Below are 24,468 nucleotides of genomic sequence, written 5' to 3'. Positions count from 1 at the left end.
CTCGTCACTTCTTGCCACACTTTTTTTCAGTAATCCTGTTGTGAATAGTTTCCAGTCGCGTTCCTACAATGTTCAAGTGAAAAATGCAGTTTATTTGGAAGAAAAGAATAGATGACATTTGATGGAGAGTGTCAGTGCCCGAAGATGCAATTTCGGGCACTCTTGCACCTTGTACAATGCGTTCCTTGCTTACTTTTAGTAAAGATTATGCATATAATTCATGAGATGTCTTATAGATAGTGACATTTCTTTAAAATAAAAAAGAAAAAACCATAGAGAAAGTATCAGCCGCCAAAATTGTATCTTGGGCGGCTTTTCTCCAGGTAAGAAGCATACAATTCTTTCGTCCCAAAAAGCTTCAGCACTTCGTGTACTTATGCTTTTAAAGCGCGACGGATGAAGGACCACCATACGATTACCGAAATAACTGTGTAGGAATGCGACAAAGTAGCATCCCTACACATCCAGACATCCCGGTAATCGTATAAAAGTCATTCAATCCAAAGCGCAACTATACAAGTAGCGGACAGGGGGCGATTAAGTTAGTTACTGATTACTTTTGCTAACTAAACAGACATGATGATCAGAAATAGAAAGAGCGTCCATTATTGGACGCTTTTTCTCATGCTGCAATCGGGCGTTGTTTCAGTTTTCCAATAAAAGACACAAGGAATAACACAGCCAAAAACAGTGAAATAAGTAGCAGGAAACTAAATCCTGCGTCAAACTCTAGGAAAAGACCACCCAGAAATGGACCTGTCAAACTGCCTAAACTAAAGAAAATCCCGCATAACAGGTTTCCAGTAGGCAACAAATGCTTCGGTGTTAAATCGGACATGTACGAAATACCGAGTGAAAAAATAGATCCTGAAAAAAGTCCAGCAATAAAAAACATAGCTATAACAGCAGTCGTAGATGTTTCAACAGTACTTGCGATGAAAAATGAGATAGACCCACCTCCGAGTGCAACAAGAAAGACCGGGCTTCTTCCAATCTTGTCCGATAGCATTCCTAGAGGTAACTGCGAAATAATCCCCCCTACGGAAAATGTAGCTAGAATAATTGTTACAGATGTAAATTCAACGCCATTTCTGAGCGCATACACCGGATACATCGCATTTAGTGTAGATTCAAGAAAACCGTAGCCAAATGGTCCGAGAAAAGCGAGCCAAGCAACAGCCATCGTTCCTTTGAATCGAGCGGAAAGTCGTTCATTACCAGGCTTCCCTTTAATAATATCTGGGAAATCATTTTTCAGCATGAAAACGAGTGACCACGCAAGCATGCACAGTATTCCCGATACAATGAACGGTAAGCCTTCAAACACATTGACGAGCGGGGCGAATAATGGACCTGCCGCAAATCCGACACCGAATGACAAACCATAAATTGCAATATTGCGTCCTAATCTTTGTTGCGGCGAGAAACTTGTAATCCATGTTTGAGTTGAAAAATGAAGTGCATGATCTCCGATGCCAATCAGCAATCTTAGGACATACCAAAATACAACACTTTTCCATAACGGAAACAGCAGTAATGATATAAAAACAAGCATGCCGCCCCCAATAATAATTGGCTTATAGCCAAAACGACGGAGCGGTGCCTCCATAAAAGGTGAAACGAGTAACGTTCCTATGTATAAACCCGTGGCATTCAAACCATTCATTGAACTCGAAATGCCGTCCTTTTCGAAGATAGCTGAAATAAGTGGCAACAGCATGCCTTGTGAAAATCCAGAAATCGATACAATAATAACAAGTATCCAAAAACGGCGCTTCTCTAGTTGTGAAAAAGCATCCATGTTTCCACCACTCCCCCACTTGAAGATCCTTGTATGATTTTAGCACAAGAAAACGGCGAAAACGCAAAATAACATAAAGGCCCAGTCCATATCTGTTTGTCAGATTACGGCTGAGCCTTTACGTATGAATTGAACCTTCACTTTCCATCTGCATAAGTCGTATTAGTCTCCTGGCACACTGCCAGCGGACACTTACGAATCCCCTCCTTCTAAAATTCTTCCTCTTCGTCTATTGCCTGTTCCCGCTACCTTTCTATATTTTTTTGCTTAACTCTCACTTTCACATCCAAGCTATTACTGACGCTGTCTGCATTCGGTTTGAGACTTCACCTCCACAGAACTAAATTTGGGTATAACGATACCTACATAGTTGAGCTTTCTCTTTTACAATTAAAGTTCTCAACCTCCTTAGTGTTCGTTGTGATTACCCTTTCTGTTATCCTCCCTTTCGTTTGATTAAATGAATCATAACACATAGTTTTTGTATTGTAAAGATTATGTTAAAGGGAATATTCAATTATTATAAAGGTTGCACTCCCCTCCATTGATAAATTCCGTTTTTTCGTTTACGATTACACTAATGAAAAGAGGTGTACGGATTGGACAAAGCACAGAATAACGGTCATGTTGAAGGATTAAAAACACGGCTTCATCAATTTCTTGAAACGCTGGATACAATTGAACCAGAAACTGCAGACCTTCAGGAAATCGATCAGCTAATCAGCTTGCTAGACGACCTTGAAGAACAGATGGAAAAAATTAAAGCCGATAAGTAACAAGCTATAACTAAGGGGGAAATCGAGAATGTACATAGAACAACTTGAAAAAAGCATGTATGATCTCATTTGCGAAACGTCCACGAATCTTCCGAAAGACGTGCGTCGAAAAATCCTTGCAGCAAAAGAATTAGAAGATGCCGGTACACGTGCAGCAATGAGTCTTGATACGATTACAAAAAACATCAATATGGCCGACGAAAAAATGTCGCCTATCTGTCAGGATACCGGCATGCCAACATTTAAAATCAAAACACCAGTCGGAGTCAATCAAATTGAAATCAAAGCCGCTGTCAAACGCGCGATTGTTCAAGCCACTAAAGACACTAAGCTCCGCCCGAACTCTGTCGACTCACTGACAGGCGATAATAGTGGAGATAACCTCGGTACAGGTGTCCCTGTTGTGAAATTCGAACAATGGGAACAAGATCATATCGAAGTGAAGCTGATATTAAAAGGCGGCGGCTGTGAGAATAAAAATATTCAATATAGCCTGCCAACTGAACTGGATGGACTAGGCCGTGCCTCACGCGATCTTGATGGCATCCGTAAATGTATTTTACACTCTGTTTATCAAGCCCAAGGGCAAGGGTGTTCTGCAGGTTTCATCGGTGTCGGAATCGGTGGAGACCGTGCATCAGGCTATGAACTTGCTAAAGACCAACTTTTCCGCGAAGTTGATGATCTAAATCCGAATCCAAAACTTGCAGAACTTGAAGAGTATGTTCTCGAATCAGCAAACAAACTCGGCATCGGAACAATGGGCTTCGGCGGCGAAGTTACCCTTCTTGGCTGTAAAATTGGTGTCATGCACCGTATCCCTGCAAGCTTCTATGTTTCTGTAGCGTATAACTGCTGGGCATACCGCCGCATGGCTGTCGATATCGATGCTGGATCTGGTGAAATTACGAACTGGCATTACAATGATGGTGAAAAAATCGCTTTCGCACAAGATGATACTAATCAAAATGAGGCGAATCAAACCGCACGTACTGTCGAGCTCACTGCCCCAATTTCAGAGGAACAGATCCGTGATTTGAATGTCGGCGATGTTGTCAAAATCAGCGGAATGATGTATACAGGTCGTGATGCAATCCATAAGTATTTATCAGAAAATGACTCCCCTATCGACCTTGATGGACAAATCATTTATCATTGTGGCCCAGTTGTGATGAAAAATGAAGATGGCAGTTATGAAATCAAAGCTGCTGGCCCCACAACATCAGCACGTGAAGAGCCGTATCAAGGCGACATCATGAAAAAGTTCGGAGTTCGCGCTGTTATTGGTAAAGGTGGAATGGGTCCGAAAACACTAGCTGCTCTTGAAGAACACGGCGGCGTCTACTTGAACGCAATTGGCGGCGCAGCACAGTATTATGCTGATTGCATTAAAGCAGTCGAAGGTGTTGACCTTCTTCAATTCGGTATTCCTGAAGCAATGTGGCATCTGCGCGTTAAAGATTTCACCGCAGTTGTCACGATGGACTCGCACGGCAATAGCTTGCATGCCGATGTCGACAAGTCTTCACTTGAAAAATTGTCTCAGTTTAAAGACAAAGTATTTAGCTAATTGAGTTAGGCATCTTATGTCGGAGTAATTCCCGGCATAAGATGCCTTTTTTAATTGGTAGTGGATTAATAGTTCGCGAAGTGGGGTGAGCTTGTGGGCATTCAACGACACAGTTGGCAAACTCGACAACCAATCCACAGAACTTAGCAACAACCTACCGAAACTTGACTACAGCAAAGAAACATTGCGACAAACCCCGCTAACCACTCCCTCATCCCCTACCTTCAATACAAACTAGTATCTATTTCCTTTCCAGTTGGATATACTATGTTTATTAACGATAATTATTATTAACTGATACTGATTATCATCTTATAACATTAGTCGGTTCCCACCAATGGGAGCCGACTTTCATACATTAATGAGCTATTTGAAATTGACTATCATTATCAATTAGGAGGAAGCAACTATGACTACTCTCACTGAACATCGACCAAAAAAAAATATAGTTTGGCCAGTGCATCTTGAATTGATTGCTGCGATTCTATCAGGTGCATTAATTCTCACAGCTTGGATGGCTGGTAAGTATGGATTAGATACCTTTTCTGTCCCCCTCTATATCACTGCCTTTTTAATAGGTGGATTTGCAAAAGCGAAGGAAGGCATCGAAGAAACGATTAACAACAAGGAACTGAATGTGGAGATGCTAATGGTTTTCGCTGCAATCGGTGCTGCATTAATCGGGTACTGGACGGAAGGAGCAGTCCTCATTTTCATCTTTGCACTCAGTGGTGCGCTTGAAACCTACACGTTGAATAAAAGCCATAAGGAAATTTCAGCGCTTATGGAATTACAGCCTGAAGAAGCGTGGCTCATTCAAGATGATGGTACTGATATCAAAGTGGCAACTGCTTCCCTAAAGGTCGGATCCATTCTACTCGTCAAACCGGGTGAAAGGGTTCCAGTCGACGGGAATATCACTTTTGGTACTTCTTCCATTGATATGTCTGCCATTAATGGGGAATCGATTCCCGTCACAAAAGAAGTCGGTGATGAACTATTCGCCGGTACAGTCAATTTGAGCGGTGCTATTCAAATTAAAATGACAAAACCTAGCTCTGAAACACTTTTCCAAAAAATAATTACACTTGTTCAAAGCGCACAAAGTGAGAAATCACCTTCACAGCAATTTATCGAACGATTTGAAGGCACTTATGTAAAAGCCGTTATTATCATGGTGCTACTCATGATGGTAGTGCCCCATTATTTGTTTGGATGGGATTGGACGACTACGTTCTATCGCGCAATTGTACTGCTCGTCGTTGCTTCCCCGTGTGCGCTAGTCGCATCTATTATGCCAGCGACTCTTGCCGCGGCCTCCAACGGAGCAAGGAAAGGTGTTCTATTCAAAGGTGGTATCCATCTAGAACATTTGGGTTCACTTAAAGCGATTGCTTTTGATAAAACCGGTACATTAACGAATGGTAAACCAGTTGTCACAGACTTCTATGTACGTGATGACGCAGATACAGATACAACACTAGCGATTCTTGCAAGTATTGAGTCTCAATCTAATCATCCACTTGCTGTTGCAATCACAAATTATGCCATTGGTAAAGGGCTAACCCTAGAGCGAAACCTTCAGATTGAGGATGTGCCTGGTCATGGTATTCGGGCGCTTGTCGATACGCGTGAACTGCTCGTAGGAAACCCACGTTTTGTCGGAAAAGAATTGGCAAAAGAGTTTCAGCATGGCGTCGCTTTATCCCTTGCTGATGAAGGGAAAACAATTATCTTCATGAAAGACGATAAGGGCATTATTGCAGCCGCGGCACTTAGAGATACATTACGCCCTGAAGCTTTCGATGCAATAAGTCAATTAAAGCAAGCAGGTATTCTAACAATCATGTTAACTGGCGATAATGAAAAAACGGCTGCAGCTATCGCGAAAGAAGCTGGCCTCGATTCATTCATTGCAGAATGTCTGCCTGAAATGAAAGTTAATCACTTGAAACGTCTCCTTGTTGAGCACAAAAATGTAGGAATGGTCGGTGACGGAATCAATGATGCACCTGCACTCGCTACTGCAACATCGGGAATAGCAATGGGCGAAGGGACGGATGTTGCGCTCGAAACTGCAGATATCGTCCTCATGCAGAATGATTTAAGACGGATTTCTTATGCCATTAAGTTATCCCGTAAAATGCAACGGATCGTGAAGCAGAATGTCTTGTTCTCCATTTCTATCATCACGGTGTTAATTGTTGCAAACTTCCTTCAAGTTGTTGATCTGCCGCTTGGTGTTATTGGCCACGAAGGTAGCACTATCCTTGTCATTTTAAACGGTCTCAGAATGCTTAATCGAATTGAATAAGCAACTACTATTTTTAAGTAGAATAAAAGCAATGCATCCTATTACAGGACTGCATTGCTTTTTATTTTTGCTTTTATCAATTGAGTTCTTTCTAACATTACAGCATTAAGCTGGCCACCAAGCATTAGAATAATCGCCGAGAAATATAACCAAATCATTAACACAATAATTGCTCCAATACTTCCGTATGTACTCGAATAGTTAGCATAACTACCAACATAAAATGAGAATGCAAAAGATGTCAGAATCCAGCCAACAGTCGCAAATAGCGCTCCAGGTAATATACTTTTAAATTGAATCTTCAAATTAGGCACCAGCCAATAAATAAGTGAAAATACAAAGAATATAAGCACGGGCGGTACTAGCCATCGTAAACCAGCCCAAAAGTAAAGGAAACCCTTCTCAAGTCCCATGTAAGAGAATGCAAGAACCCCAATCTGTTGACCGAATACTGGTAATATAAGCGCCACTAGTAATACAGCGATTAGCATAATAGTAAAGACCACCGACATAACGCGGGCCATAATGAACGAGCGTGATTCTTCCGTGAAATAAGACCGGTTCAAAGCTTTCGTCAGTGCGTTCATACCTTTTGATGCTGACCACACCGTTGCAAGTGCCCCAATTGATAGTAAGCCGCCATTGCGATTTTTCAAGATCTCGTTTAATGTGTTCTCGATTAGCATAGCAACGCTTTCTGGTGCATAGTCCCGAATCAATAAGAAAACCTCGGCTTGGTTAAAGTTTAAATAAGGTAGCAGTGTCATTATAAAGATTAATAGTGGAAACATAGACAAGAGGAAAAAGAAGGCGAGCTGCGAGCCAAGGCCCGTTATGTCGACTTTCTTTATCCTAACAAGAAGTTCTTTCAAAAATCCATTTGTCGTTGTGACGTCAAATTCCTCAAGTCCGCCTTCTCTTACATCATCTAAAAACTTTCTGGCTGCAGAGTCTGCCAGAAAGCTGTCCAGTTTCTTTTTATACTTCGCAGGTTTCTCTTCTTCGATTGGCGTAGGCGTTAAATGTTCATCATTCTTCAAACTTTCGTCACCCCCTTCAATATTGTCCGCTTTTTATATCAACGCCATTTCCCTAAGGCGTTTCATTAACAATTGATTTATATTCAACTTTCGACTCAACAAATGCATCCTTCGTATCCATGACTAAACTTTTCACTTGCGGCGTGAGTGTTTTTAACTCATTTACCTGGGCTTTAATGTATGATGCATCACCTGATAGTTGCTCAATGAAAGACTTATACTTGTCTTTCTTCTCCTCCAGTTTCCATTTGAGCACATCGGTATTTTTCGCATAATACCTCATTTCCATTATACAATTAGTTGATTTCTTGACAATCTGTTTTCGAGTACTCGGATCGAACATACTTACAACCGCACCTGCAAGTGCCCCCGCAATAATAAATGTACCAAATTTGCTATTTCCCATAATAATCCCTCCAATTCAAACTCTTTCGCATATACAATTATACCCCAGGAAGAAGATTAACAAACAATATGACTGAGTTCTAAAAATAAAGCTTGACGAATGCTGCAAAATTTCGGAATATTAACAATAAGGATGTCAGTATTAGGTGACTGACAGGATGTGAGGTGTCAACGAAGCAAATTGGGGTGGAACGTTCTTAAAGTAAAATAGTACAATTGGGGGTAATTGAATGGATGGATTAACAGCTTTTTTGGATAAACTTGGGGGTATTATCTGGGGTCCACCTTTACTAATTTTACTTGTTGGTACAGGTATTTATTTAACATTTAGACTAGGACTTATTCAGTTACGATTATTACCATATGCATTAAAGTTAGTATTTACGAAAAATCAGGATAAAAAATCTGAAGGTGATATTTCCCACTTCCAGGCTCTTATGACAGCAATGGCTGCAACCGTAGGTGTAGGTAATATTGTGGGTGTTGCTACCGCTATTTTCCTCGGCGGTCCTGGAGCCTTGTTCTGGATGTGGGTATCAGCATTCTTCGGAATGGCTACAAAATACGGCGAAGCAATTCTAGCTGTTAAATACCGCGTTAAAGATGCTAACGGTCAAATGGCCGGCGGACCGATGTATTACCTTGAACATGGACTGAAAATGAAATGGCTCGGCGTATTGTTTGCTATTTTCGGTGCCATAGCAGCATTTGGAATCGGAAATGGAACGCAAGCAAAAGCAGTGGCAGACGTTATGAATCAAACTTTTAGTGTGCCACATTGGATCTCCGGTCTCGTTCTTGTTGTATTAGCAGGAATGGTTATCTTGGGTGGTATTAAAACGATTGGTAAAGTTACATCATTCTTCGTACCAATCATGGCAGTGTTTTATGTTCTTGCCGGAGTAATTGTACTGGTCTTGAACGTTGGGCTGATTCCCGAAGCTTTTGCTACGATTTTCAAGTATGCATTTAGTGGCGAAGCGGTTGCAGGTGGTGCAATTGGTACAGTGATCCGTTTCGGAGTTGCTCGCGGAGTATTCTCGAACGAAGCTGGTCTTGGATCCGCTCCAATTGCCGCAGCAGCTGCAAGAACGGATATGCCTGGACGTCAAGCACTTGTTTCAATGACACAAGTACTCTTTGATACATTAATTATTTGTTCCATTACGGGCGTAACAATCATTATGTCTGGCATTTGGAAAGATAATCCTGACGGTCTTACAGGTGGTGCTTTAACATCTGCCGCTTTTGGACAATTTCTAGGTAGCGCCGGTCCAATCGTTGTTTCAATTGGACTATTATTCTTTGCTACATCAACAATCTTTGGTTGGGCATATTATGGAGAGAAGTGCTTCCAATACCTGTTCCCAAATCCGAAAATCCTCATTTATTACCGCCTTGTATTTATTGGCGTAATTTTCGTTGGGGCAACTGCTACGCTTGACGTAGTCTGGTTATTCGCTGACGTAATGAATGGACTAATGGCAATTCCAAACTTAATTGGTCTTCTTGGATTGTCTGGCGTAATCATTTTCGAAACAAAACGTGTTCAAGCCAAAATCAAAGAAGAAAAAGAAGCCGCAAAACGAGGCTAATCTCCAATTCGATTTGACAGTCCGGGAGAATAATGAAATGATAGGACCAAAGCTTATTGAAAGGTGGTCAATACTATGGATTTATCTAACCCGACGCCAGAAAATGTTTCTTATATGATTGACAAAATTACAGAAAAACTTCGTATGGTTAATTCAGCCGCTATGAATCCGGAGAATTTCAGCACATCTAAATATGATGATTTGCACTATATGTACAAAATGGTCATGAAACGTACTACTATTACACCAAATGAAATGCAGGCAATTGCAGCTGAACTTGGTACGCTCAGAAGTTAATCAATCAAAAAAAGATTCGCCAGTATGAATTTACCGGTGAATCTTTTTTTATCTTGGAACACGTCTTTTGATTAACCATTTATTCGTATAAAATACTGGCTTGAAGGGCTTGATGACCTTCATTTTCACTGGACTATTTCCGGTCCGCTTACGGCTACCTATTCGTGACAGATTTACTGAGGGATCCTAGAGCGGCTAGAAGTGACTCCGTCACTTCTAGCCGCTCTCTTTTCAGTAATACTATTGCGAATAGTTGCCTGTTGCGTACCTACACTATTCAAGTGAAAAATGCAGTTGTTTTGGAAGTAAAGAGTAGATGATTATCTATAGAGGTTGCAAGTGCCCGAAGATGAAATTTCGGGCACTTTTGCACATTGTATAATGTGTTCATTGCTTACTTTTAGTAAAGTTTATGCTTCAAATTATGTGATGCCTTATAGATAGTGACACTTCTTTAATTAAGAAAGAAAAAACCCTAAAGAAAGCAATCAGCCGCCAAAATTGCATCTTTGGCGGCTCTTCTCCAGGTAAGAAACCCGCTATTCTCTCGTCCCAAAAATCTTCAGCATTACGTGTATCTTTGTTTTTGGAGAGCGACGGATGAAGGACCACCATACGATTACCGAAAATAATGTGTAGGGATGCGACAAAGTCGCATCCCTACACATCCAGACATCCCGGTAATTGTATAGAAGCCATTCTAATCCAAGCGATCAAAATACACCTATACACCTAGCACCCAATGTATGATCAAGTTACTTGCTGGATACTTTTAGTTAATAAACAGACGGGATCTTGGAACAATTTATTCAAATGCAGTTCCATCCTTCAGAACAAGTGGCTGGATAAGTACTTCAACCCGACGATTTTTACTTCGTCCCTCAGGTGTTTCATTTGACTCAATCGGTTGGAATTCTCCGTACCCTTTTGCACTAAATAAAAGTGGATTGATTTCTTCATTCCTCACAATACTTTTCAAGAAGGTCACAGCTCTCATAACACTGAGTTCCCAATTTGATTGGAATTGGGCATTTCCGATTGGAACATTATCTGTATGACCAGTGATCACGATTTGACGTGGGGGATCAAAAACAAGAAGTTCCGCAATTTCATCTGCAATCCCTATATACGCAGGCTTAATCTCTGCCATACCTGGACTAAAGAGGATACTGTCCCTAATTGTAACCATCAATCCTTCATCCGTCATTTTCGTTTCGAACTGATTCTCCAGTTCATTTACCGCTATATACTCATCTACTCTATCCTGGATTTCAAAAAGTGACTTCTGATCTTCTATATAAGATGTATTTTCGTCCTTTGAACCAACTGAATCCTTCGGTATTGGCACAGGTGTAGGCGCAGCATTATCCATCACACCTTGCCCACTATCAAATATTTCACTGAACACCGCTGACATCTGTTTAAGTTTGACCTCATCTACCGAGCTTGAGGCAAATAGCACGATGAATAACGCGAGAAGAAGAGTCATAAGATCAGAGTATGGCAAAAGCCAGGACTCATCTATATGGTTATCAGCCTTTTTTCTCTTACGTCTCTTCGACAAACTCCCCCGCCCCCTTATCGCTATTGTTTTTAACAGCAAGCTTTCGGCGCTCCTCCGCAGACAGATAAGAAGATAGCTTCTGCTCAATAACGCGCGGTGCTTCCCCTTCAAGAACTGACAGGACTCCTTCAATCATCATTTTCTTCTGCCTTACCTCTTCGTGCGATTTACGTTTCAATTTATTCGCAAATGGATGCCAAAGCACATATCCAGTAAAAATACCTAGCAATGTCGCAATAAAGGCTGCTGAAATCGCATGACCGAGGGCATCGATATCATTCAAATTCCCAAGTGCAGCAATCAGACCAACTACCGCTCCAAGAACACCCAGTGTCGGCGCATACGTCCCCGCCTGTGAGAATATTTGTGCTCCAGCGGAATGCCGATCTTCCATAGCTTCTACTTCTTCACTTAACACATCACGGATATAATCTGCATTTTGTCCATCAATAGCAAGACCCAATCCATTTTTCAAAAATGGATCATTAATTTCATCAGTTTTTGCCTCGAGCGATAATAATCCTTCTCGCCGCGCTATGTCAGCCCAACTTGAAAACATACGGATAATGTCAGAATCGGACGCAAGTTTCTGTTCTTTAAAAAGCACGCCAAATAATTTTGGTACACGTTTTAACTCATTCATTGGAAATGCAATGATAACAGCTGCAAGCGTTCCTACAAGTATTATTAGTATAGCTGCCATATTAAATAAGCTGCCTACCGGGACACCTTTCATCGACATCCCGACAAGAAGCGCGACAAATCCTAACACTAGACCAATTACTGTTGATAAATCCATAGTTGACCCTCCAAGTATTCCATTCTTCTTCTTATTTCGGCATCTTCGGCCTATTCTTTAGGTGAACAGAATTAATAAATATATGCAATCTTTCATACGGTCATAATTCATCAATTAGTTTGACGTTGCAGACCGAGCCTACAAATTGGTACTATTAAAGAAGATAGAGGAAGGAGTAATTATTTATGTCTACTTTTGAAAACAAATTATCCCGCTATGCTGAACTCGCAGTAAAAGTTGGAGTCAATATTCAACCTAATCAATACCTTTATATCAGTGCTTCAACAGAAACAACTGAATTTGTCCGTCTTGTAACTGAAAAAGCTTATGATGCGGGTGCACGTCAAGTATTTGTTGATTGGTCCGACGATACGATTTCCCGACTACGTTATGAAAAGGCACCTGCTGATTCTTTTGCAGAATTCCCTGAATGGAAAGTAATGGAACGTGAACAACTTGCGGAAAAAGGTGCTGCATTCATGAGCATCGTGTCCCAAAGTCCTGACCTATTAAAAGGAATTGAGCCGTCACGAATTGCCGACACACAAAAAGCCGCTGGACAGGCACTCGACAAATATCGGCAGTATGTACAATCTGATAAAATCAGTTGGACTGTAATCGCAACTCCTTCGAAAGCTTGGGCTGCAAAAGTATTCCCTGAACTTTCAGAAGAAGAACAGATTTCGGCGCTTTGGACTGCTATTTTCAAAGCAGTTCGCACAGACAAACAAGACCCTGTACAAGAATGGATCAATCATGATAACCATTTGCATGCCAAAGTCGATTACCTAAATGACAAAAGGTACCACAAACTTCATTATACTGCGCCCGGAACTGACCTAATTGTTGAATTGCCTGAAGGTCACTTGTGGTGCGGAGCTGGCAGCGTCAATGAAAAGGGTCATACTTTTATGGCCAATATGCCTACAGAAGAAGTTTTCACCGTTCCCCTAAAAACAGGCGTCAACGGCTATATCTCTAGCACAAAACCATTAAGCTATGGCGGAAATATCATCGATAACTTCAAATTAACATTTAAAGATGGACGCGTAACCGAAGTTTCAGCCGAACAAGGTGAAGAAGTCTTGCAACGTCTAATTGATACAGATGAAGGCGCAAAACATCTTGGTGAGGTCGCACTTGTTCCACATGCTTCACCGATTTCACAATCTGGGCTTCTTTTCTATAATACATTATTCGATGAAAATGCATCGAATCACTTTGCGCTCGGTAGTGCCTATTCATTTTGTATTGAGGGTGGCAAAACGATGGCACGTGAAGAGCTCGTTAAACGTGGTTTAAACCAGAGTATCACTCACGTCGACTTCATGGTCGGATCAGAAGTAATGGATATTGATGGAATCCATGATGACGGCTCTTCAGAACCAGTATTCCGCGGGGGTAATTGGGCTTTCTAATAATCGTCACAATTAGGTAAAACATTTCATGAAACCCTTAAATAATTTGGGTTTTTACTGTATACTAATGATAGTACCTAAACTAACAACTTTGAGAGGGGTCATATATATGGGCTTGATGTTCGCTACAGTTATCGGTTTTATGGTTTGCCTCGGTTTAACAGCTATGTTCACAATGCACTTTCTTTCTTCGGCTATGATTTCTGCCGATGCTTCAACAATTGATCCAAAACCAGACACGAATTTCTAAGAGTTGCCTAAAGGCAGCTCTTTTCTTTTTACATATTTTCAAGTATGATAATAAAAAAACCTACAGAATGGGAGTATATAATGACAATTCTTTCAGAAATACTTGATTATAACGATACATTTGTAACTGAAAAGCAATATGAACAATACGCAACAACAAAGTTCCCGGATAAGCGAATTGTAATATTGACATGTATGGATACAAGACTGACTGAATTGTTGCCTAAAGCGATGAACTTAAAAAACGGCGATGCTAAAATCATTAAAAGCGCCGGCGCAGTCGTCACACATCCATTTGGCGGTATAATGAGAAGCCTAATTGTAGCTGTTTATGAGCTACATGCAGATGAAGTTTATATTGTTGGACATCACGATTGTGGCATGAGTGCAGTAGATACTGGTCGCATTATTAAAAAGATGTCTGACCGTGGGATTGATGAAACTATTTTTAAGACGCTAAAATACTCCGGGGTTGACATGGAAGATTGGCTGCACGGATTTGGCGAAGTTACTGAAAGCGTTAAGATGAGTGTTGATGCAGTTCGCAATCATCCACTTATGGATACCAAAGTTTCCGTCCACGGGCTCGTCGTCCATCCCGATACTGGGAAGCTCGATATTATCGTGGATGGATATAAATATAACTCCCGTGCGTGATTTCGCTTCATTTCCCGGGAAATAAACAAAAGCCGATTCCATTTTACAGGAATCGGCTTTTTATATTAGCTACTAATCTCCGCAAAGCGGTCTTACCCTTTCAAAAATCGTTCTCCACTATAGCGTAGATGTAATGGTCTTCCCAGACACCATTAATGTAAAGGAGTTTGCGCATCAGTCCCTCTTGGAAGTACCCAGACTTCTCCAACACTTTTAACGAACCGCTATTACGAGGTGAAACATATGCCTCTACCCGATGTAAAGCAACTTTTTCGAAAGAAAACTTAGTAACTAGACGGACCGCTTCCGTGCCGATTCCCCTACCCGTTTCACGCTCATCGATTGAATAGCCGACGAAACCGCTGGAAAACGGTAGTCTTTTAATACTGTAAAGCGAAATATGTCCAATTAGCCTATTTGTAGCCATATCGAAGATACCGAAGTTGTACTCCCTTCGGTCCCTCATCTGATAAATCGACTCCCTGATTTTCTCTCTTTGGACTGCTACAGTAAAGTAACTACTTTCATGCCGTGGTTCGAAAATAGACCAGTATTCTTTATTAGCACTAATCAATTCCGTGAAGATAAAAGCGTCTTCCTCTGTCAATATTCGCAAGTAACAAGTTCGACCTTCAAGCAAAATCAATTCATATTCACCCTTTTACCGAAGTAAGTTCCAGGAACTCCTCAACATCTTTAACGCATAGCGCTACACCTTTTGCCCAAAACTCTTGTTTCGTAATATCCTCACCAAGATGCTTCATCGCTAGGTCTTCGACACTCATAACCGCAGTATCTCGCAAAAGCGCCATATATTTCTGCTCAAATCCTTCGCCATTCTCCAATGCTTTTGCATAGATACTTAGGGAGAACAAATAGCCGAACGTGTACGGGAAGTTATAGAATTGCACACCCGTAATGTAGAAGTGGAGTTTCGATGCCCAAAAGTGTGGATGGACCGTATTAAGAGCGTCCCCGTAAGCCTCTTGCTGCGCTTCCGCCATTAACTCGTTCAATCTTTCAGCAGGTACGATGCCATTTTTGCGTTCATCATAAAATCTCGTCTCAAAAAGGAATCTCGCATGAATATTCATAAAGAATGCAACACTGCGTTGAATCTTGTCTTCCAGTAGCGCAATCTTTTCATCCTTCGTTTCCGCAGCTTTAACGGCAGCATCCGCGACAATCATCTCTGCAAATGTCGATGCCGTTTCAGCCACTCCCATCGCATATTGGCGATTCATCCAATGGACTGGACGCAGTGCATATGAATGGAATGCGTGACCGAGTTCATGTGCAAGTGTTGCAACGTTCGACATTGTTCCGCTGTAAGTCATAAATATACGGGATTGCTCGGATGCTGGCATACCCGTACAAAAACCACCTGGGCGTTTGTTCGGGCGATCTTCCGCCTCAATCCAGCTATCTTCAAACGCCTGACGAGAAAACCCTTCCAATTCCGGACCAAATTCTCTGAAATGTTTTAGGATGAACTCTGCACCTTCTTGATACGTCATCTTTTTTGTTGATGCTGTAACTGGTGCATCCATGTCATACCAATTCATCTTGTCAGTACCTAGCATTCTCGCTTTGACGTTCAAGTATTCTACAAACGGTGCTTTATTTACACCAATTGCTCCCCACATTGCATCGAGTGTTTCTTCACTCATTCTATTTCGGAGAAGCGGCTCTTTCAATACTGAATCCCAACCCCGTTTTTTGTATACTTCAAGCCTAAAGCCGGCAATATGATTTAATGCGGATGCGAAGAAGTCTTCTTTTCCTTCCCATGCTTCTTCCAATGCTTCAAATGAGCGTTTTCGTACATCTGCATTCTCATGAGAACTCAGGTTATTTGCTTGCCCAACGGAAAGCTCTTTTTCTTCCCCATCCAATTCGATTTTAATTTTAATCTCACCTACGAGCATATCGTATAACTGCCCCCAGCCATGATAGCCATCAACGCTAAGTGACGTGATCAAACTCTCTTCTTCTTCAGATAGTTTTAAGTTAACCTCTTCACGCCATTCATTCAGTACGAATGCAAATCCCTTTAGTTCATCCGATTCCATTAATCCATTCCATGTATCTTCATCTGCTTTTGCAAGTGTTTGTCGGATTTTAAGACCGATTGTAGAGAAGCGTGCCCCAAGAGAGCCAGTTTCGCCCTGCAGTTGCAATGCTTTTTTATCAGTTGTATCTGCCGCAAGGAAACACCCGATAACGGCACCCGCCTGCGACAGGTTTAGTGCAACCTCTTTTAATGATTCAATAAGGTCCACAACCTGTTTTGACGCACCGGCCGAACGAGGAACTTCAAATGCAGAAGCCGTTTCTTCTAATGATCCAAGCTTTTCTTTTACGCTATCCAAATGTGTCCGTAGTTCCATTGATCCACTTCCACCTTTAAAGAACACATCAAGATCCCATACTTCAGAATACGTTTTTTGCTTCACTATTATTCCCCCTTGTTCCATTCTAAATTTTCTAAAAACACAACTTGATTATAACATGAATCTTCGGTGTGCGAAATAATGCAATTGTGACGGAAGGTTCATACTTTCTTTCGCAGGTTCCACCTTTCCTATGTATACTATTCAGTAGGAGGATTTTAATATGTTTAGAATTATAATTATGACCTTTTCGCTCATTGCAGTCGTTCTAGTCAATGCAGCTGCAAATATAATGCCTATCAATGGAAAAACGACCGGGGAAATCTCAACTAGTTTACCAGTGCTATTTACACCTGCCGGGTATGCCTTTTCAATTTGGGCAGTTATTTACCTGCTTCTCGCTATCTGGCTATACGGCTTCATGCGCAACAAAGTAAATGTTGACCATGCTTTATTCAATCGGCGGGTCGTTTTGTTTGTGCTCAGCAGTCTATTAAATATCACTTGGGTTTTTCTCTGGCATTTCGGCTTTTTCGGATGGTCAATTGTTACCAACCTAGCACTTCTTCTAACACTGTTGACAATTTATTTTACTTATTCTATAAAGGATAATCATTTTCAGGGTAGAGTTCCGATTGCTTTCTATCTAGGATGGTCTTTTGTCGCGACCATTGCGAATATCAGTTATGTCCTTACGCTACACGAGTGGTCTGGTTGGGGACTAAGTAACCCGTTATGGACCGTTATCTACTTAACGATCGCAACCGCTATCGCACTTCATTTTTTATACCATTATGCGGATGTTGCATTTAGCACAGTCTTTATATGGGCATTTATAGGTATCACTGTAAAAAACGGTACAGATGAACTATTCGTTTCCGCCGCAGCCCTATTTCTCGCTGCTACACTAGTAGGATTCATGTTCTTCAGAAGAAAAGCACTCACATTTAACTAACAAAAGCGCAAGGGCCTGTTCAGCCCCGACAAGCGCTGAAAGGCCTGTAAATAAAGGCGCTTTTTTGCCTTTACTTACAGGACAGAAGCGACAGAGGAAGGCAGCTTAGGATCGCGACATCCTGTCGCAATAGCTGCATGACCCACATCGTGTGGGCCCAGGGGCTAGGCACTGGAGTCTAGACACTAAAAAAATCGCCGTCCTCCCACATTGGGCAGAACGGCGATTTTCTATTTCCGCTCTAATAGACGCGGTGCTGTAGTGAATAATATTGACGCAACAATTGCTGATAAGATTATTGCAGGAATCATGTAACTAGCATTGTAAACGAGTGAATAAAGCCATACTGGTTGCCCAACAGGCGCGTATGATGCAAAGAATACAATTCCACCAATAAAGTGGATCACAAAGCGTAAGAGTCCGCCAATCACAGTACCTACTACGATAGCTACTACCATTGATCCTTTGTCGCCTTTCACTTTACCACTTAACAGCCACGCAAGTGTAACGCCTGCCACCCCTACGAGCGCGTAAGCCACGAAGTAATCGAGCGCTGCTTGTATCACGTTTAGAACATATCCACCCATCATCAGTTGCAGTAGACCGCTGACGAGGCCTGTTAGCATGCCGCCTACAATCCCCCATCTAAATGCCATGACAACAATTGGCAACATCGACAGCGTAACGGAGCCACCTTGCGGCATTGAAAATCCGATTTTATCGAGAACAAATGAAATTGCACCTAAAATAGCTATTTCAAGTAAAAGTTGAAGTCTTTTCCGATCCAAATTAATTCCTCCCTTTCCTAGCTCAGCGAAAGATGTGGGCATAAAAAAAGACACCCCGAAATAGATGGGACATCGAATATGTCATTTTCCATCCACATTCCTACGCAAGAATAATCTTACAGGTTCTAAGGGTCAGGACGTCTTGTCCAATCTCAGCCAAATAGGCTCCCCCTGTGGTTCCAGTAATTTAGTTGTCTAGTTCATTGTATAAGATGGGGATCCTTTAAGCAAGATGATTAATAGGGATGCTGCTAATCCTATATAGTTAAAATTAAATGGAGGGATTCCTGTGTCAAACAATAAACTATTAGCTGCCCTATGCTATTTCAGTGTCTTCTTCACCCCATTACTTATACCTGTCATTGTTTATTTTGTTTCCGATGACCGTGAAGTAAAACACCATGCCAAGCGCTCCCTCGTTTCACATCTTGTTCCTGTGGTACTTCTAATAGCAGGATTTATCATTTTTTCTTTTTCAATGTTTTCTTTTACCTATAGCATGGATGGAATGCCGAGTGGAAACTTTGGCTTTTGGCAATTAACACCTGTCTTATTCATGCTAGTTTACGGCCTACTGCTCATAGCTATTCTAATTTGGAATGTGTTTCAAGGTGTTAAAGTATTGAAGTGAATGTTTACGAAATCGTTCATTCGGGAAGAAAGTAAAATATGCTTTGTTTAGGGGTGAGCAGTAATGAATATTGGAAAGTTAGTAAAAACCGCCATTAAGTTGGCACCTATCGTTTATCCGATTGTCCGAAAAGTAATGAAAGAAAAAAAAGCAACCAGCACGACAATTCCAAGAAAATAATTCGACAGCCTGCAACCGTTTTTTAAGTTTGCAGGCTTTTTTGTTCAGCTCATTATGATATAGTATGATATAGAAAAGAATGAACGGAAGAAAGGATTTGAACTTAATGATTGCAAAAACTGAACAGGAAATTGAAGCGTTAAAAAAAATCGGTAAGATTGTCGCTGAAATTAGGGAAGCGATGAAAGAAGCGACTGTCCCTGGTAAAACGACGAAAGAAATTGATGAAATCGGTGGTCGCCTGTTCGAAGAAAAAGGTGCCATTTCAGGTCCTATCGCAGAATATGATTTCCCTGGTTTTACATGCATCAGTGTTAACAGTGAAGTTGCACACGGCATGCCTGGTTCCCGTGTCATAGAAGATGGGGATCTCGTTAACATTGATGTCTCAGGGTCCTGCAATGGTTATTTTGCTGACACTGGCATTTCATTCGTTGTCGGTACACCCGATGAAAAGAAACAACAATTATGCGATGTGGCTAAAAGTGCATTTGAACGTGCAATGACGAAAGTTAAAGCAGGTTCTAGCTTAAATCAAATCGGTAAAGCAGTTGAACGTGAAGCAAAAGACCATGGCTTAAAAGTGATCAAAAACTTAACTGGCCATGGCATCGGCAAAGCGTTGCACGAAGAACCTTCGCATGTACTTAATTATTATGACGCTTGGGATAAGACACTTCTACAAGAAGGTATGGTTCTTGCAGTTGAACCGTTTATTTCTGAAAAAGCAGATCATATTATCGAATCAGGAGATGGCTGGACGTTCATCACACCTGACAAATCACTTGTAGCTCAAATCGAGCATACAATTATCGTCACAAAAGGCGAACCAATCATTTTGACACAACTATAATAATTAGAAAAGGTCTGTTTCTAGAAATCCAAAGTACTCGGATTTCCAAACAGACCTTTTCTTATTTCTTTTTAGGAGCAGCAATTGTTTTTGAATTTCCTTCTGCTAAGTGGCCTTTATACCACACTTTTTGAACCGTTTTAATTCCCTTAGTCAACTTACGGTAATCCCGCTCTTCTGGGTATGACAACAATGTCAATACTTCCCCGTCTCCGCCTGCCCGTCCTGTTCTGCCTGAACGGTGTAAATATTGTTCAACCGTATGTGGCACGTCGATGTGAATCACATGCGTTAACCCATCAATGTCTAGCCCCCGTGCCGCAAGATCTGTTGCTATCAAAATTTTCAACTCGCCTTTACGGAAACTATCCAGTGTTTGCTGTCTCTCAAATTTCGTCATTTCTGAATGAAGAACCGCAATCGGTGCTTCGTTATATTTGAGCTTCATTTCTTTCATGCGAAGCTGATCCACATTATTAATAAATGCAAGAGCACGAATTCCCTTCAAATAAGAAATCCCGCGCAGTACATCCGTTTTATCCCTTGCATCTGTCTTCACAAACGAATGGACGACCTTACCCGATTTCGGCATTTCTTCAGCGCCAACTTGGATACGAATTGGGTCATTCATAAATTTGCTAGCGACAATTTCAATTTCATCCGTAATTGTTGCAGATACGGCAACAACTTGTCTTTCCGGATTTGCCGCTTCAATCATATTTTTTACAGTGACCCGATGATCGCGCGCTAAAAGTTGATCGCCTTCATCAAGAACGATGTGACGAATATCGTGCATTTTCAACTTTCTGACCTTGATAAGTTCAGCCAAACGGCCGGGCGTCCCAACAACAATCGTTGGCTTTTTCTTCAATTGTTCAATCTGACGCTGCATATTAGCTCCGCCAATTAGTTGCGTAACCGTAATATTTGTTCCTGTCACCCATTCTCTGATAACGTTGACGATTTGCATCGACAGCTCCTGCGATGGTGTTATTACAAGCGCCTGCGTCTGGTTTTTATCGCCATCAACCAACTGCATAAGTGGTAAGACAAATGCAAGAGTCTTACCTGATCCCGTCGGCGACTCAGCAACGATATCTTTACCTGCCAGCATTTCAGGGATCATTTTCTCCTGGATTGGCATCTCGTACTCAAACTTCCATTTTTCTTTAAACATTTCGTCCATATTTTCTAAGAAGGACATCATTATCCCCACTTTCACTCTATTCCTTTCAGTTTATCATAATAGGCTCTGCTACACTCTATTTCTGACAAAACTGATTAAGGTTTTCTCCGTGCGTTGACACGCTGTTCGAACGCGTATGCATAACCAATTAATTTAGGTTCAGTAAATGCTTTCCCTGAAAATGTAATACCAAACGGTTCACCTGCCTTGGAATAGGCTGCTGGAACGGTAACAGATGGATAACCGGCTGCTGCTCCGAAACTGCATCCATGATCTTGTGGAAATACTAGTGCTTGAATAGTATGCTCATCAAATGCTTTGCCAAGTGCAATGTCTCCAGCCAGATGACGATTACGAAGAAGTGCCTCAATATAAGCACGTTCCGTCAATGTTCCGCTTGTTCGCTCCACTTTTTCCAGCATTACTTGACCGAATTTTAATGTTTCTTCTGCATGTTTATTGTTGAAATCGATAATATCGGATAATGTTCGAATCGGATTGGTTACCGGTGTCTTTCCCAAATACGCATTCAAGGACGCTTTGAATTCGTAGAGAAGCACGTTATAGCCAAGATCATTTTCCATTGTTCTTAAGTCTAAATCATCTATTATAACGGCACCCGCCGCTTCAAGTTCTTTAAGCGCGGCATCAAAAAGGTTCAAACGTTCCGTAGATGCTTCTCGTTCAAAAATAGTTCGTGCAACGCCGAGACGGACACCTTCGAGCGCTCTTGTATCAAGAACAGACGTCCAGTCAATTCCTTCTAAACAGGATGCCCCTGCTGTTACAGGGTCTTCTAGATCCTCGCCAATCAGTAGACTGAATGTAATTGCTGCATCGTGTACCGTCCTTGCCATAGGTCCCGGAGTGTCCTGTGTGCTCGAAAGAGGAATCACTCCTGTACGGCTAATTGTTCCTACAGTCGGCTTAATACCGACAAGCGAATTCTGCGCTGACGGATTAAGGATAGACCCCGTCGTCTCCGTACCGATTGCCACAGCTGCCATATTCGCGGCAATACCTGCACCAGCTCCCGAACTCGATCCTCCAACTTCAAATAAACCATATGGATTATTCACTTGGCCTCCACGTGAACTCCAGCCATTGGTCATCCGATCGGACATAAAATTTGCCCACTCTGTCATATTCGTCTTTCCGAGAATTATGGCTCCCGCATCACGTAATTTCTTAACGAGAAAAGAATCTTCAACCGCATAGAAATCCTTAAGCGCAAGTGACCCGCAGCTCGTATGCATCATGTCACGAGTCCCCATATTATCTTTCAATAGAATCGGAATACCGTGAAGAAGTGAACGTATCCCTTTTTCGCGTCGTTCCACGTCAAGTGCTCTTGCAATCTGCACAGCTTGTGGGTTCAACTCAAGCACTGCATTTATATTTTTATTCCTATGTGAAATTGTGTCAATATACATAAACGTAAGCTCTTCAGCCGTTAACTCTCCGCTACTCATTTTTTCCTGCATGGCAGAAATTGTTGCCTCATCTAGCCACTCGCTTTGAAGTTTTTTCAATTTGTCATCTAGCATCGGATTCCCCCACCAATCTGAATCTTATGGTACTAGTTTACCTCAATTGGGTAAAGTTAATCTTCAATCTGGGTAACTTCATCACCATTGATTCTTCTCGTATCCTCGGAGACTTGAAGCGGGGAGCTTACTGCCCGTTAATGCGGAATATACATAAACAGTGACATGCAAATACGCAGGCTAGATGGAGTTGTTCAAGCAGACACGGTATTATGTAGTGGCGTTTAACCCATTATTTTTACTCCTTCGATCGTTCCATTTCAAACATAAAAACCGTTAATTTTTCACATCAGCAACCATATATGCGATAATTAGAATAGCAATTGGATGAGATAATTTCTGTCCTATTCATGGAGGGATTTAGGTTGACGATTTTCTTAACAGGTTCTACTGGTTTTCTTGGTGGTAAATTACTAAATAACTTACTCGAAACAACTGATCATACATTATTCGTACTTGTTCGGGATATGGAAAAGGCTGAACGACTTGTGGCGGGTCTTTCTGGGAATGCCGCTACCAGAATCAGGCTTTTAAATGGCGATATTACACAACCACTATTCGGACTTTCTGACGATGTCATTCAAGATTTGAAAGGCAAAGTCGACCTTTTTTATCACATCGCTGCTCTTGTAAAATTCGATGAGGAATTACGTGAAGAGCTCTTTGCGGTCAATTATGGTGGCACAGAGAACGCACTAGAATTAGCTAAGTTATTCAAAGTAAAACAATTCATTTATATCAGCACCGCTTATACAGTGGGGAAACGCGCGCATGGTGTAGAATCACTCTATCCAATCGATGCAAACGTTCATAATCCTTATGAGGAAAGCAAAGTAAAATCCGAACATCTTGCCCTTTCCTATTCGGATTGTATGGATGTATCCATATTCCGTCCTTCAATTATTGTTGGTGATTCAGAAACAGGCGAAGCCGATTCCGAGTTCACTCTTTACGGTTTTATGCGGGCACTTGATGTGTTCAAGCGTCGTATTGCTAGATCTGTTGACAACGCCAATGTTATTTACCGTGTCGTCGGTAGTAAAAACGCAACATCGAACTTTGTTCCAGTCAATTACGTCGCTGATATTTTAGCATTGGCTGCAAGTAAAGCACAAGCCGGCAAGATTTACAACATCACAAATCCCTCGCCTGCGACAAATTATAATCTTCTATCACTCATTAAAAACGCACTCGATTTTCAGCAATTAGAAATCATCGAGAATGCAGAACCAGGAATGCTGACAGCTGACGAAGAGAGGCTGAACGGCATGATTAGCGTATTCAATGCCTACTTATCTCGTTCATTCGATTTCGATGACAGCAACACACAGCGGCTTATCGAAGGAACTAATATCAGGCATTTGGATATGGATGAACAAACGACGCGATTGATCATTGAAGCTTATTTCGCCGTTTCAGAGTGAAATTTCATGAAAACAAAAATGGACTA

Annotated in this window: 23 protein-coding genes and 1 riboswitch; of the genes, 13 read left to right on the top strand and 10 right to left on the bottom strand. The window is 41.5% G+C overall.

Features of this window, described 5'->3' with window-relative positions:
* Window positions 1-622: 622 nt before the first annotated feature.
* Window positions 623-1,801 (bottom strand): MFS transporter, encoded by a 1,179-nt coding sequence (locus I2483_RS08515; RefSeq protein ID WP_207175291.1) that lies wholly within the window; start codon window positions 1,799-1,801, stop codon window positions 623-625.
* Between the two features lie 599 nt (window positions 1,802-2,400).
* Between I2483_RS08515 and I2483_RS08510 the strand changes: the two genes are divergently transcribed.
* From I2483_RS08510 to I2483_RS08500, 3 genes are all read left to right on the top strand, one after another.
* Complete coding sequence (locus I2483_RS08510) at window positions 2,401-2,577, top strand: SE1561 family protein (RefSeq protein ID WP_207175290.1); 177 nt, start codon at window positions 2,401-2,403, stop codon at window positions 2,575-2,577.
* A 28-nt stretch (window positions 2,578-2,605) separates the two neighbouring features.
* Window positions 2,606-4,147, top strand: a complete 1,542-nt coding sequence (locus tag I2483_RS08505; RefSeq protein ID WP_218624906.1) for a fumarate hydratase — start codon at window positions 2,606-2,608, stop codon at window positions 4,145-4,147.
* A 409-nt stretch (window positions 4,148-4,556) separates the two neighbouring features.
* Window positions 4,557-6,461 carry a heavy metal translocating P-type ATPase gene (locus I2483_RS08500; protein ID WP_207175289.1) on the top strand — a complete coding sequence of 635 codons (1,905 nt, stop codon included), beginning with the start codon at window positions 4,557-4,559 and terminating at the stop codon, window positions 6,459-6,461.
* 41 nt (window positions 6,462-6,502) lie between these two features.
* Here the strand turns inward: I2483_RS08500 and I2483_RS08495 are convergent, their stop codons facing one another.
* Window positions 6,503-7,501, bottom strand: a complete 999-nt coding sequence (locus I2483_RS08495; RefSeq protein ID WP_255550358.1) for a YihY/virulence factor BrkB family protein — start codon at window positions 7,499-7,501, stop codon at window positions 6,503-6,505.
* A 52-nt stretch (window positions 7,502-7,553) separates the two neighbouring features.
* Window positions 7,554-7,907, bottom strand: a complete 354-nt coding sequence (locus I2483_RS08490) for a YtxH domain-containing protein (RefSeq protein WP_207175288.1) — start codon at window positions 7,905-7,907, stop codon at window positions 7,554-7,556.
* A 229-nt stretch (window positions 7,908-8,136) separates the two neighbouring features.
* On the opposite strand from I2483_RS08490, the gene I2483_RS08485 reads away from it, so the two are divergent.
* Complete coding sequence (locus I2483_RS08485; RefSeq protein WP_186672354.1) at window positions 8,137-9,501, top strand: alanine/glycine:cation symporter family protein; 1,365 nt, start codon at window positions 8,137-8,139, stop codon at window positions 9,499-9,501.
* A 75-nt stretch (window positions 9,502-9,576) separates the two neighbouring features.
* A complete protein-coding gene (locus tag I2483_RS08480) occupies window positions 9,577-9,798 on the top strand; it encodes a DUF1128 domain-containing protein (RefSeq protein WP_186672356.1) in 222 nt (73 codons plus the stop codon).
* Between the two features lie 805 nt (window positions 9,799-10,603).
* Here the strand turns inward: I2483_RS08480 and motB are convergent.
* On the bottom strand, window positions 10,604-11,362 hold the full coding sequence (motB, locus tag I2483_RS08475; protein WP_207175286.1) for a flagellar motor protein MotB: 759 nt from the start codon (window positions 11,360-11,362) through the stop codon (window positions 10,604-10,606).
* Entirely contained in the window at window positions 11,346-12,161 is an 816-nt protein-coding gene (motA, locus tag I2483_RS08470; protein ID WP_207175282.1) for a flagellar motor stator protein MotA, read from the bottom strand. The genes motB and motA overlap by 17 nt, the downstream gene beginning before the upstream one ends.
* 185 nt (window positions 12,162-12,346) lie before the next feature.
* Here motA and I2483_RS08465 point away from each other — a divergent pair, with 185 nt between their 5' ends.
* From I2483_RS08465 to I2483_RS08455, 3 genes are all read left to right on the top strand, one after another.
* A complete protein-coding gene (locus tag I2483_RS08465) occupies window positions 12,347-13,579 on the top strand; it encodes an aminopeptidase (RefSeq protein WP_207175281.1) in 1,233 nt (410 codons plus the stop codon).
* A 109-nt stretch (window positions 13,580-13,688) separates the two neighbouring features.
* Window positions 13,689-13,829, top strand: coding sequence for a hypothetical protein (locus I2483_RS08460; RefSeq protein ID WP_207175280.1), 141 nt, complete (start codon window positions 13,689-13,691; stop codon window positions 13,827-13,829).
* Between the two features lie 80 nt (window positions 13,830-13,909).
* On the top strand, window positions 13,910-14,485 hold the full coding sequence (locus I2483_RS08455; protein ID WP_207175279.1) for a beta-class carbonic anhydrase: 576 nt from the start codon (window positions 13,910-13,912) through the stop codon (window positions 14,483-14,485).
* 100 nt (window positions 14,486-14,585) lie between these two features.
* Here the strand turns inward: I2483_RS08455 and I2483_RS08450 are convergent, their stop codons facing one another.
* Both I2483_RS08450 and I2483_RS08445 read right to left on the bottom strand, forming a co-directional pair.
* Complete coding sequence (locus I2483_RS08450; protein WP_207175278.1) at window positions 14,586-15,131, bottom strand: GNAT family N-acetyltransferase; 546 nt, start codon at window positions 15,129-15,131, stop codon at window positions 14,586-14,588.
* Between the two features lie 7 nt (window positions 15,132-15,138).
* Window positions 15,139-16,941, bottom strand: coding sequence for a M3 family oligoendopeptidase (locus I2483_RS08445; RefSeq protein ID WP_481886329.1), 1,803 nt, complete (start codon window positions 16,939-16,941; stop codon window positions 15,139-15,141).
* Window positions 16,942-17,101: 160 nt separating this feature from the next.
* Between I2483_RS08445 and I2483_RS08440 the strand changes: the two genes are divergently transcribed.
* A complete protein-coding gene (locus I2483_RS08440) occupies window positions 17,102-17,833 on the top strand; it encodes a tryptophan-rich sensory protein (protein WP_207175275.1) in 732 nt (243 codons plus the stop codon).
* A gap of 230 nt (window positions 17,834-18,063) precedes the next feature.
* Here I2483_RS08440 and thiT read toward each other — a convergent pair whose 3' ends face one another.
* Window positions 18,064-18,621, bottom strand: a complete 558-nt coding sequence (thiT, locus tag I2483_RS08435; protein ID WP_207175272.1) for an energy-coupled thiamine transporter ThiT — start codon at window positions 18,619-18,621, stop codon at window positions 18,064-18,066.
* A gap of 80 nt (window positions 18,622-18,701) precedes the next feature.
* Window positions 18,702-18,803: riboswitch (TPP riboswitch) on the bottom strand.
* Window positions 18,804-18,910: 107 nt separating this feature from the next.
* Between thiT and I2483_RS08430 the strand changes: the two genes are divergently transcribed.
* The 3 genes from I2483_RS08430 to map all read left to right on the top strand — a co-directional run bounded on the left by I2483_RS08430 (window position 18,911) and on the right by map (window position 20,285).
* The gene (locus tag I2483_RS08430) at window positions 18,911-19,252 is read left to right on the top strand and encodes a magnetosome magnetite crystal formation protein family (protein WP_207175270.1); all 342 of its coding nucleotides are present in this window, start codon (window positions 18,911-18,913) and stop codon (window positions 19,250-19,252) included.
* Between the two features lie 63 nt (window positions 19,253-19,315).
* Window positions 19,316-19,432, top strand: coding sequence for a hypothetical protein (locus I2483_RS19385; protein ID WP_255550356.1), 117 nt, complete (start codon window positions 19,316-19,318; stop codon window positions 19,430-19,432).
* A 106-nt stretch (window positions 19,433-19,538) separates the two neighbouring features.
* Complete coding sequence (map, locus tag I2483_RS08425) at window positions 19,539-20,285, top strand: type I methionyl aminopeptidase (RefSeq protein WP_186672373.1); 747 nt, start codon at window positions 19,539-19,541, stop codon at window positions 20,283-20,285.
* 61 nt (window positions 20,286-20,346) lie between these two features.
* Here the strand turns inward: map and I2483_RS08420 are convergent, their stop codons facing one another.
* Together I2483_RS08420 and I2483_RS08415 are read right to left on the bottom strand one after the other, a co-directional pair.
* On the bottom strand, window positions 20,347-21,489 hold the full coding sequence (locus tag I2483_RS08420) for a DEAD/DEAH box helicase (protein ID WP_207175329.1): 1,143 nt from the start codon (window positions 21,487-21,489) through the stop codon (window positions 20,347-20,349).
* Between the two features lie 77 nt (window positions 21,490-21,566).
* Entirely contained in the window at window positions 21,567-23,018 is a 1,452-nt protein-coding gene (locus I2483_RS08415) for an amidase family protein (protein ID WP_207175268.1), read from the bottom strand.
* A 365-nt stretch (window positions 23,019-23,383) separates the two neighbouring features.
* On the opposite strand from I2483_RS08415, the gene I2483_RS08410 reads away from it, so the two are divergent.
* Window positions 23,384-24,442, top strand: a complete 1,059-nt coding sequence (locus I2483_RS08410) for an SDR family oxidoreductase (protein WP_207175267.1) — start codon at window positions 23,384-23,386, stop codon at window positions 24,440-24,442.
* Window positions 24,443-24,468: the final 26 nt, after the last annotated feature.

Origin of the sequence: Sporosarcina sp. E16_3 (assembly GCF_017347125.1) — a bacterium.
Taxonomy (GTDB): domain Bacteria; phylum Bacillota; class Bacilli; order Bacillales_A; family Planococcaceae; genus Sporosarcina.
Note: the sequence above shows the minus strand (reverse complement) of the source record. Positions and strands in the feature narration are given on the sequence as shown.

Excerpts from the sequence above, each read along its gene's own strand:
- I2483_RS08455 (WP_207175279.1), top strand. The coding sequence starts at position 13,910 with ATGACAATTCTTTCAGAAATACTTGATTATAACGATACATTTGTAACT.
- I2483_RS08415 (WP_207175268.1), bottom strand. The coding sequence starts at position 23,018 with ATGCTAGATGACAAATTGAAAAAACTTCAAAGCGAGTGGCTAGATGAG.
- I2483_RS08465 (WP_207175281.1), top strand. The coding sequence starts at position 12,347 with ATGTCTACTTTTGAAAACAAATTATCCCGCTATGCTGAACTCGCAGTA.
- I2483_RS08485 (WP_186672354.1), top strand. The coding sequence starts at position 8,137 with ATGGATGGATTAACAGCTTTTTTGGATAAACTTGGGGGTATTATCTGG.
- I2483_RS08505 (WP_218624906.1), top strand. The coding sequence starts at position 2,606 with ATGTACATAGAACAACTTGAAAAAAGCATGTATGATCTCATTTGCGAA.
- I2483_RS08460 (WP_207175280.1), top strand. The coding sequence starts at position 13,689 with ATGGGCTTGATGTTCGCTACAGTTATCGGTTTTATGGTTTGCCTCGGT.
- motA (WP_207175282.1), bottom strand. The coding sequence starts at position 12,161 with ATGGATTTATCAACAGTAATTGGTCTAGTGTTAGGATTTGTCGCGCTT.
- I2483_RS08500 (WP_207175289.1), top strand. The coding sequence starts at position 4,557 with ATGACTACTCTCACTGAACATCGACCAAAAAAAAATATAGTTTGGCCA.
- I2483_RS08515 (WP_207175291.1), bottom strand. The coding sequence starts at position 1,801 with ATGGATGCTTTTTCACAACTAGAGAAGCGCCGTTTTTGGATACTTGTT.
- I2483_RS08420 (WP_207175329.1), bottom strand. The coding sequence starts at position 21,489 with ATGTCCTTCTTAGAAAATATGGACGAAATGTTTAAAGAAAAATGGAAG.
- I2483_RS19385 (WP_255550356.1), top strand. The coding sequence starts at position 19,316 with ATGAATATTGGAAAGTTAGTAAAAACCGCCATTAAGTTGGCACCTATC.
- I2483_RS08480 (WP_186672356.1), top strand. The coding sequence starts at position 9,577 with ATGGATTTATCTAACCCGACGCCAGAAAATGTTTCTTATATGATTGAC.
- I2483_RS08490 (WP_207175288.1), bottom strand. The coding sequence starts at position 7,907 with ATGGGAAATAGCAAATTTGGTACATTTATTATTGCGGGGGCACTTGCA.
- map (WP_186672373.1), top strand. The coding sequence starts at position 19,539 with ATGATTGCAAAAACTGAACAGGAAATTGAAGCGTTAAAAAAAATCGGT.
- I2483_RS08440 (WP_207175275.1), top strand. The coding sequence starts at position 17,102 with ATGTTTAGAATTATAATTATGACCTTTTCGCTCATTGCAGTCGTTCTA.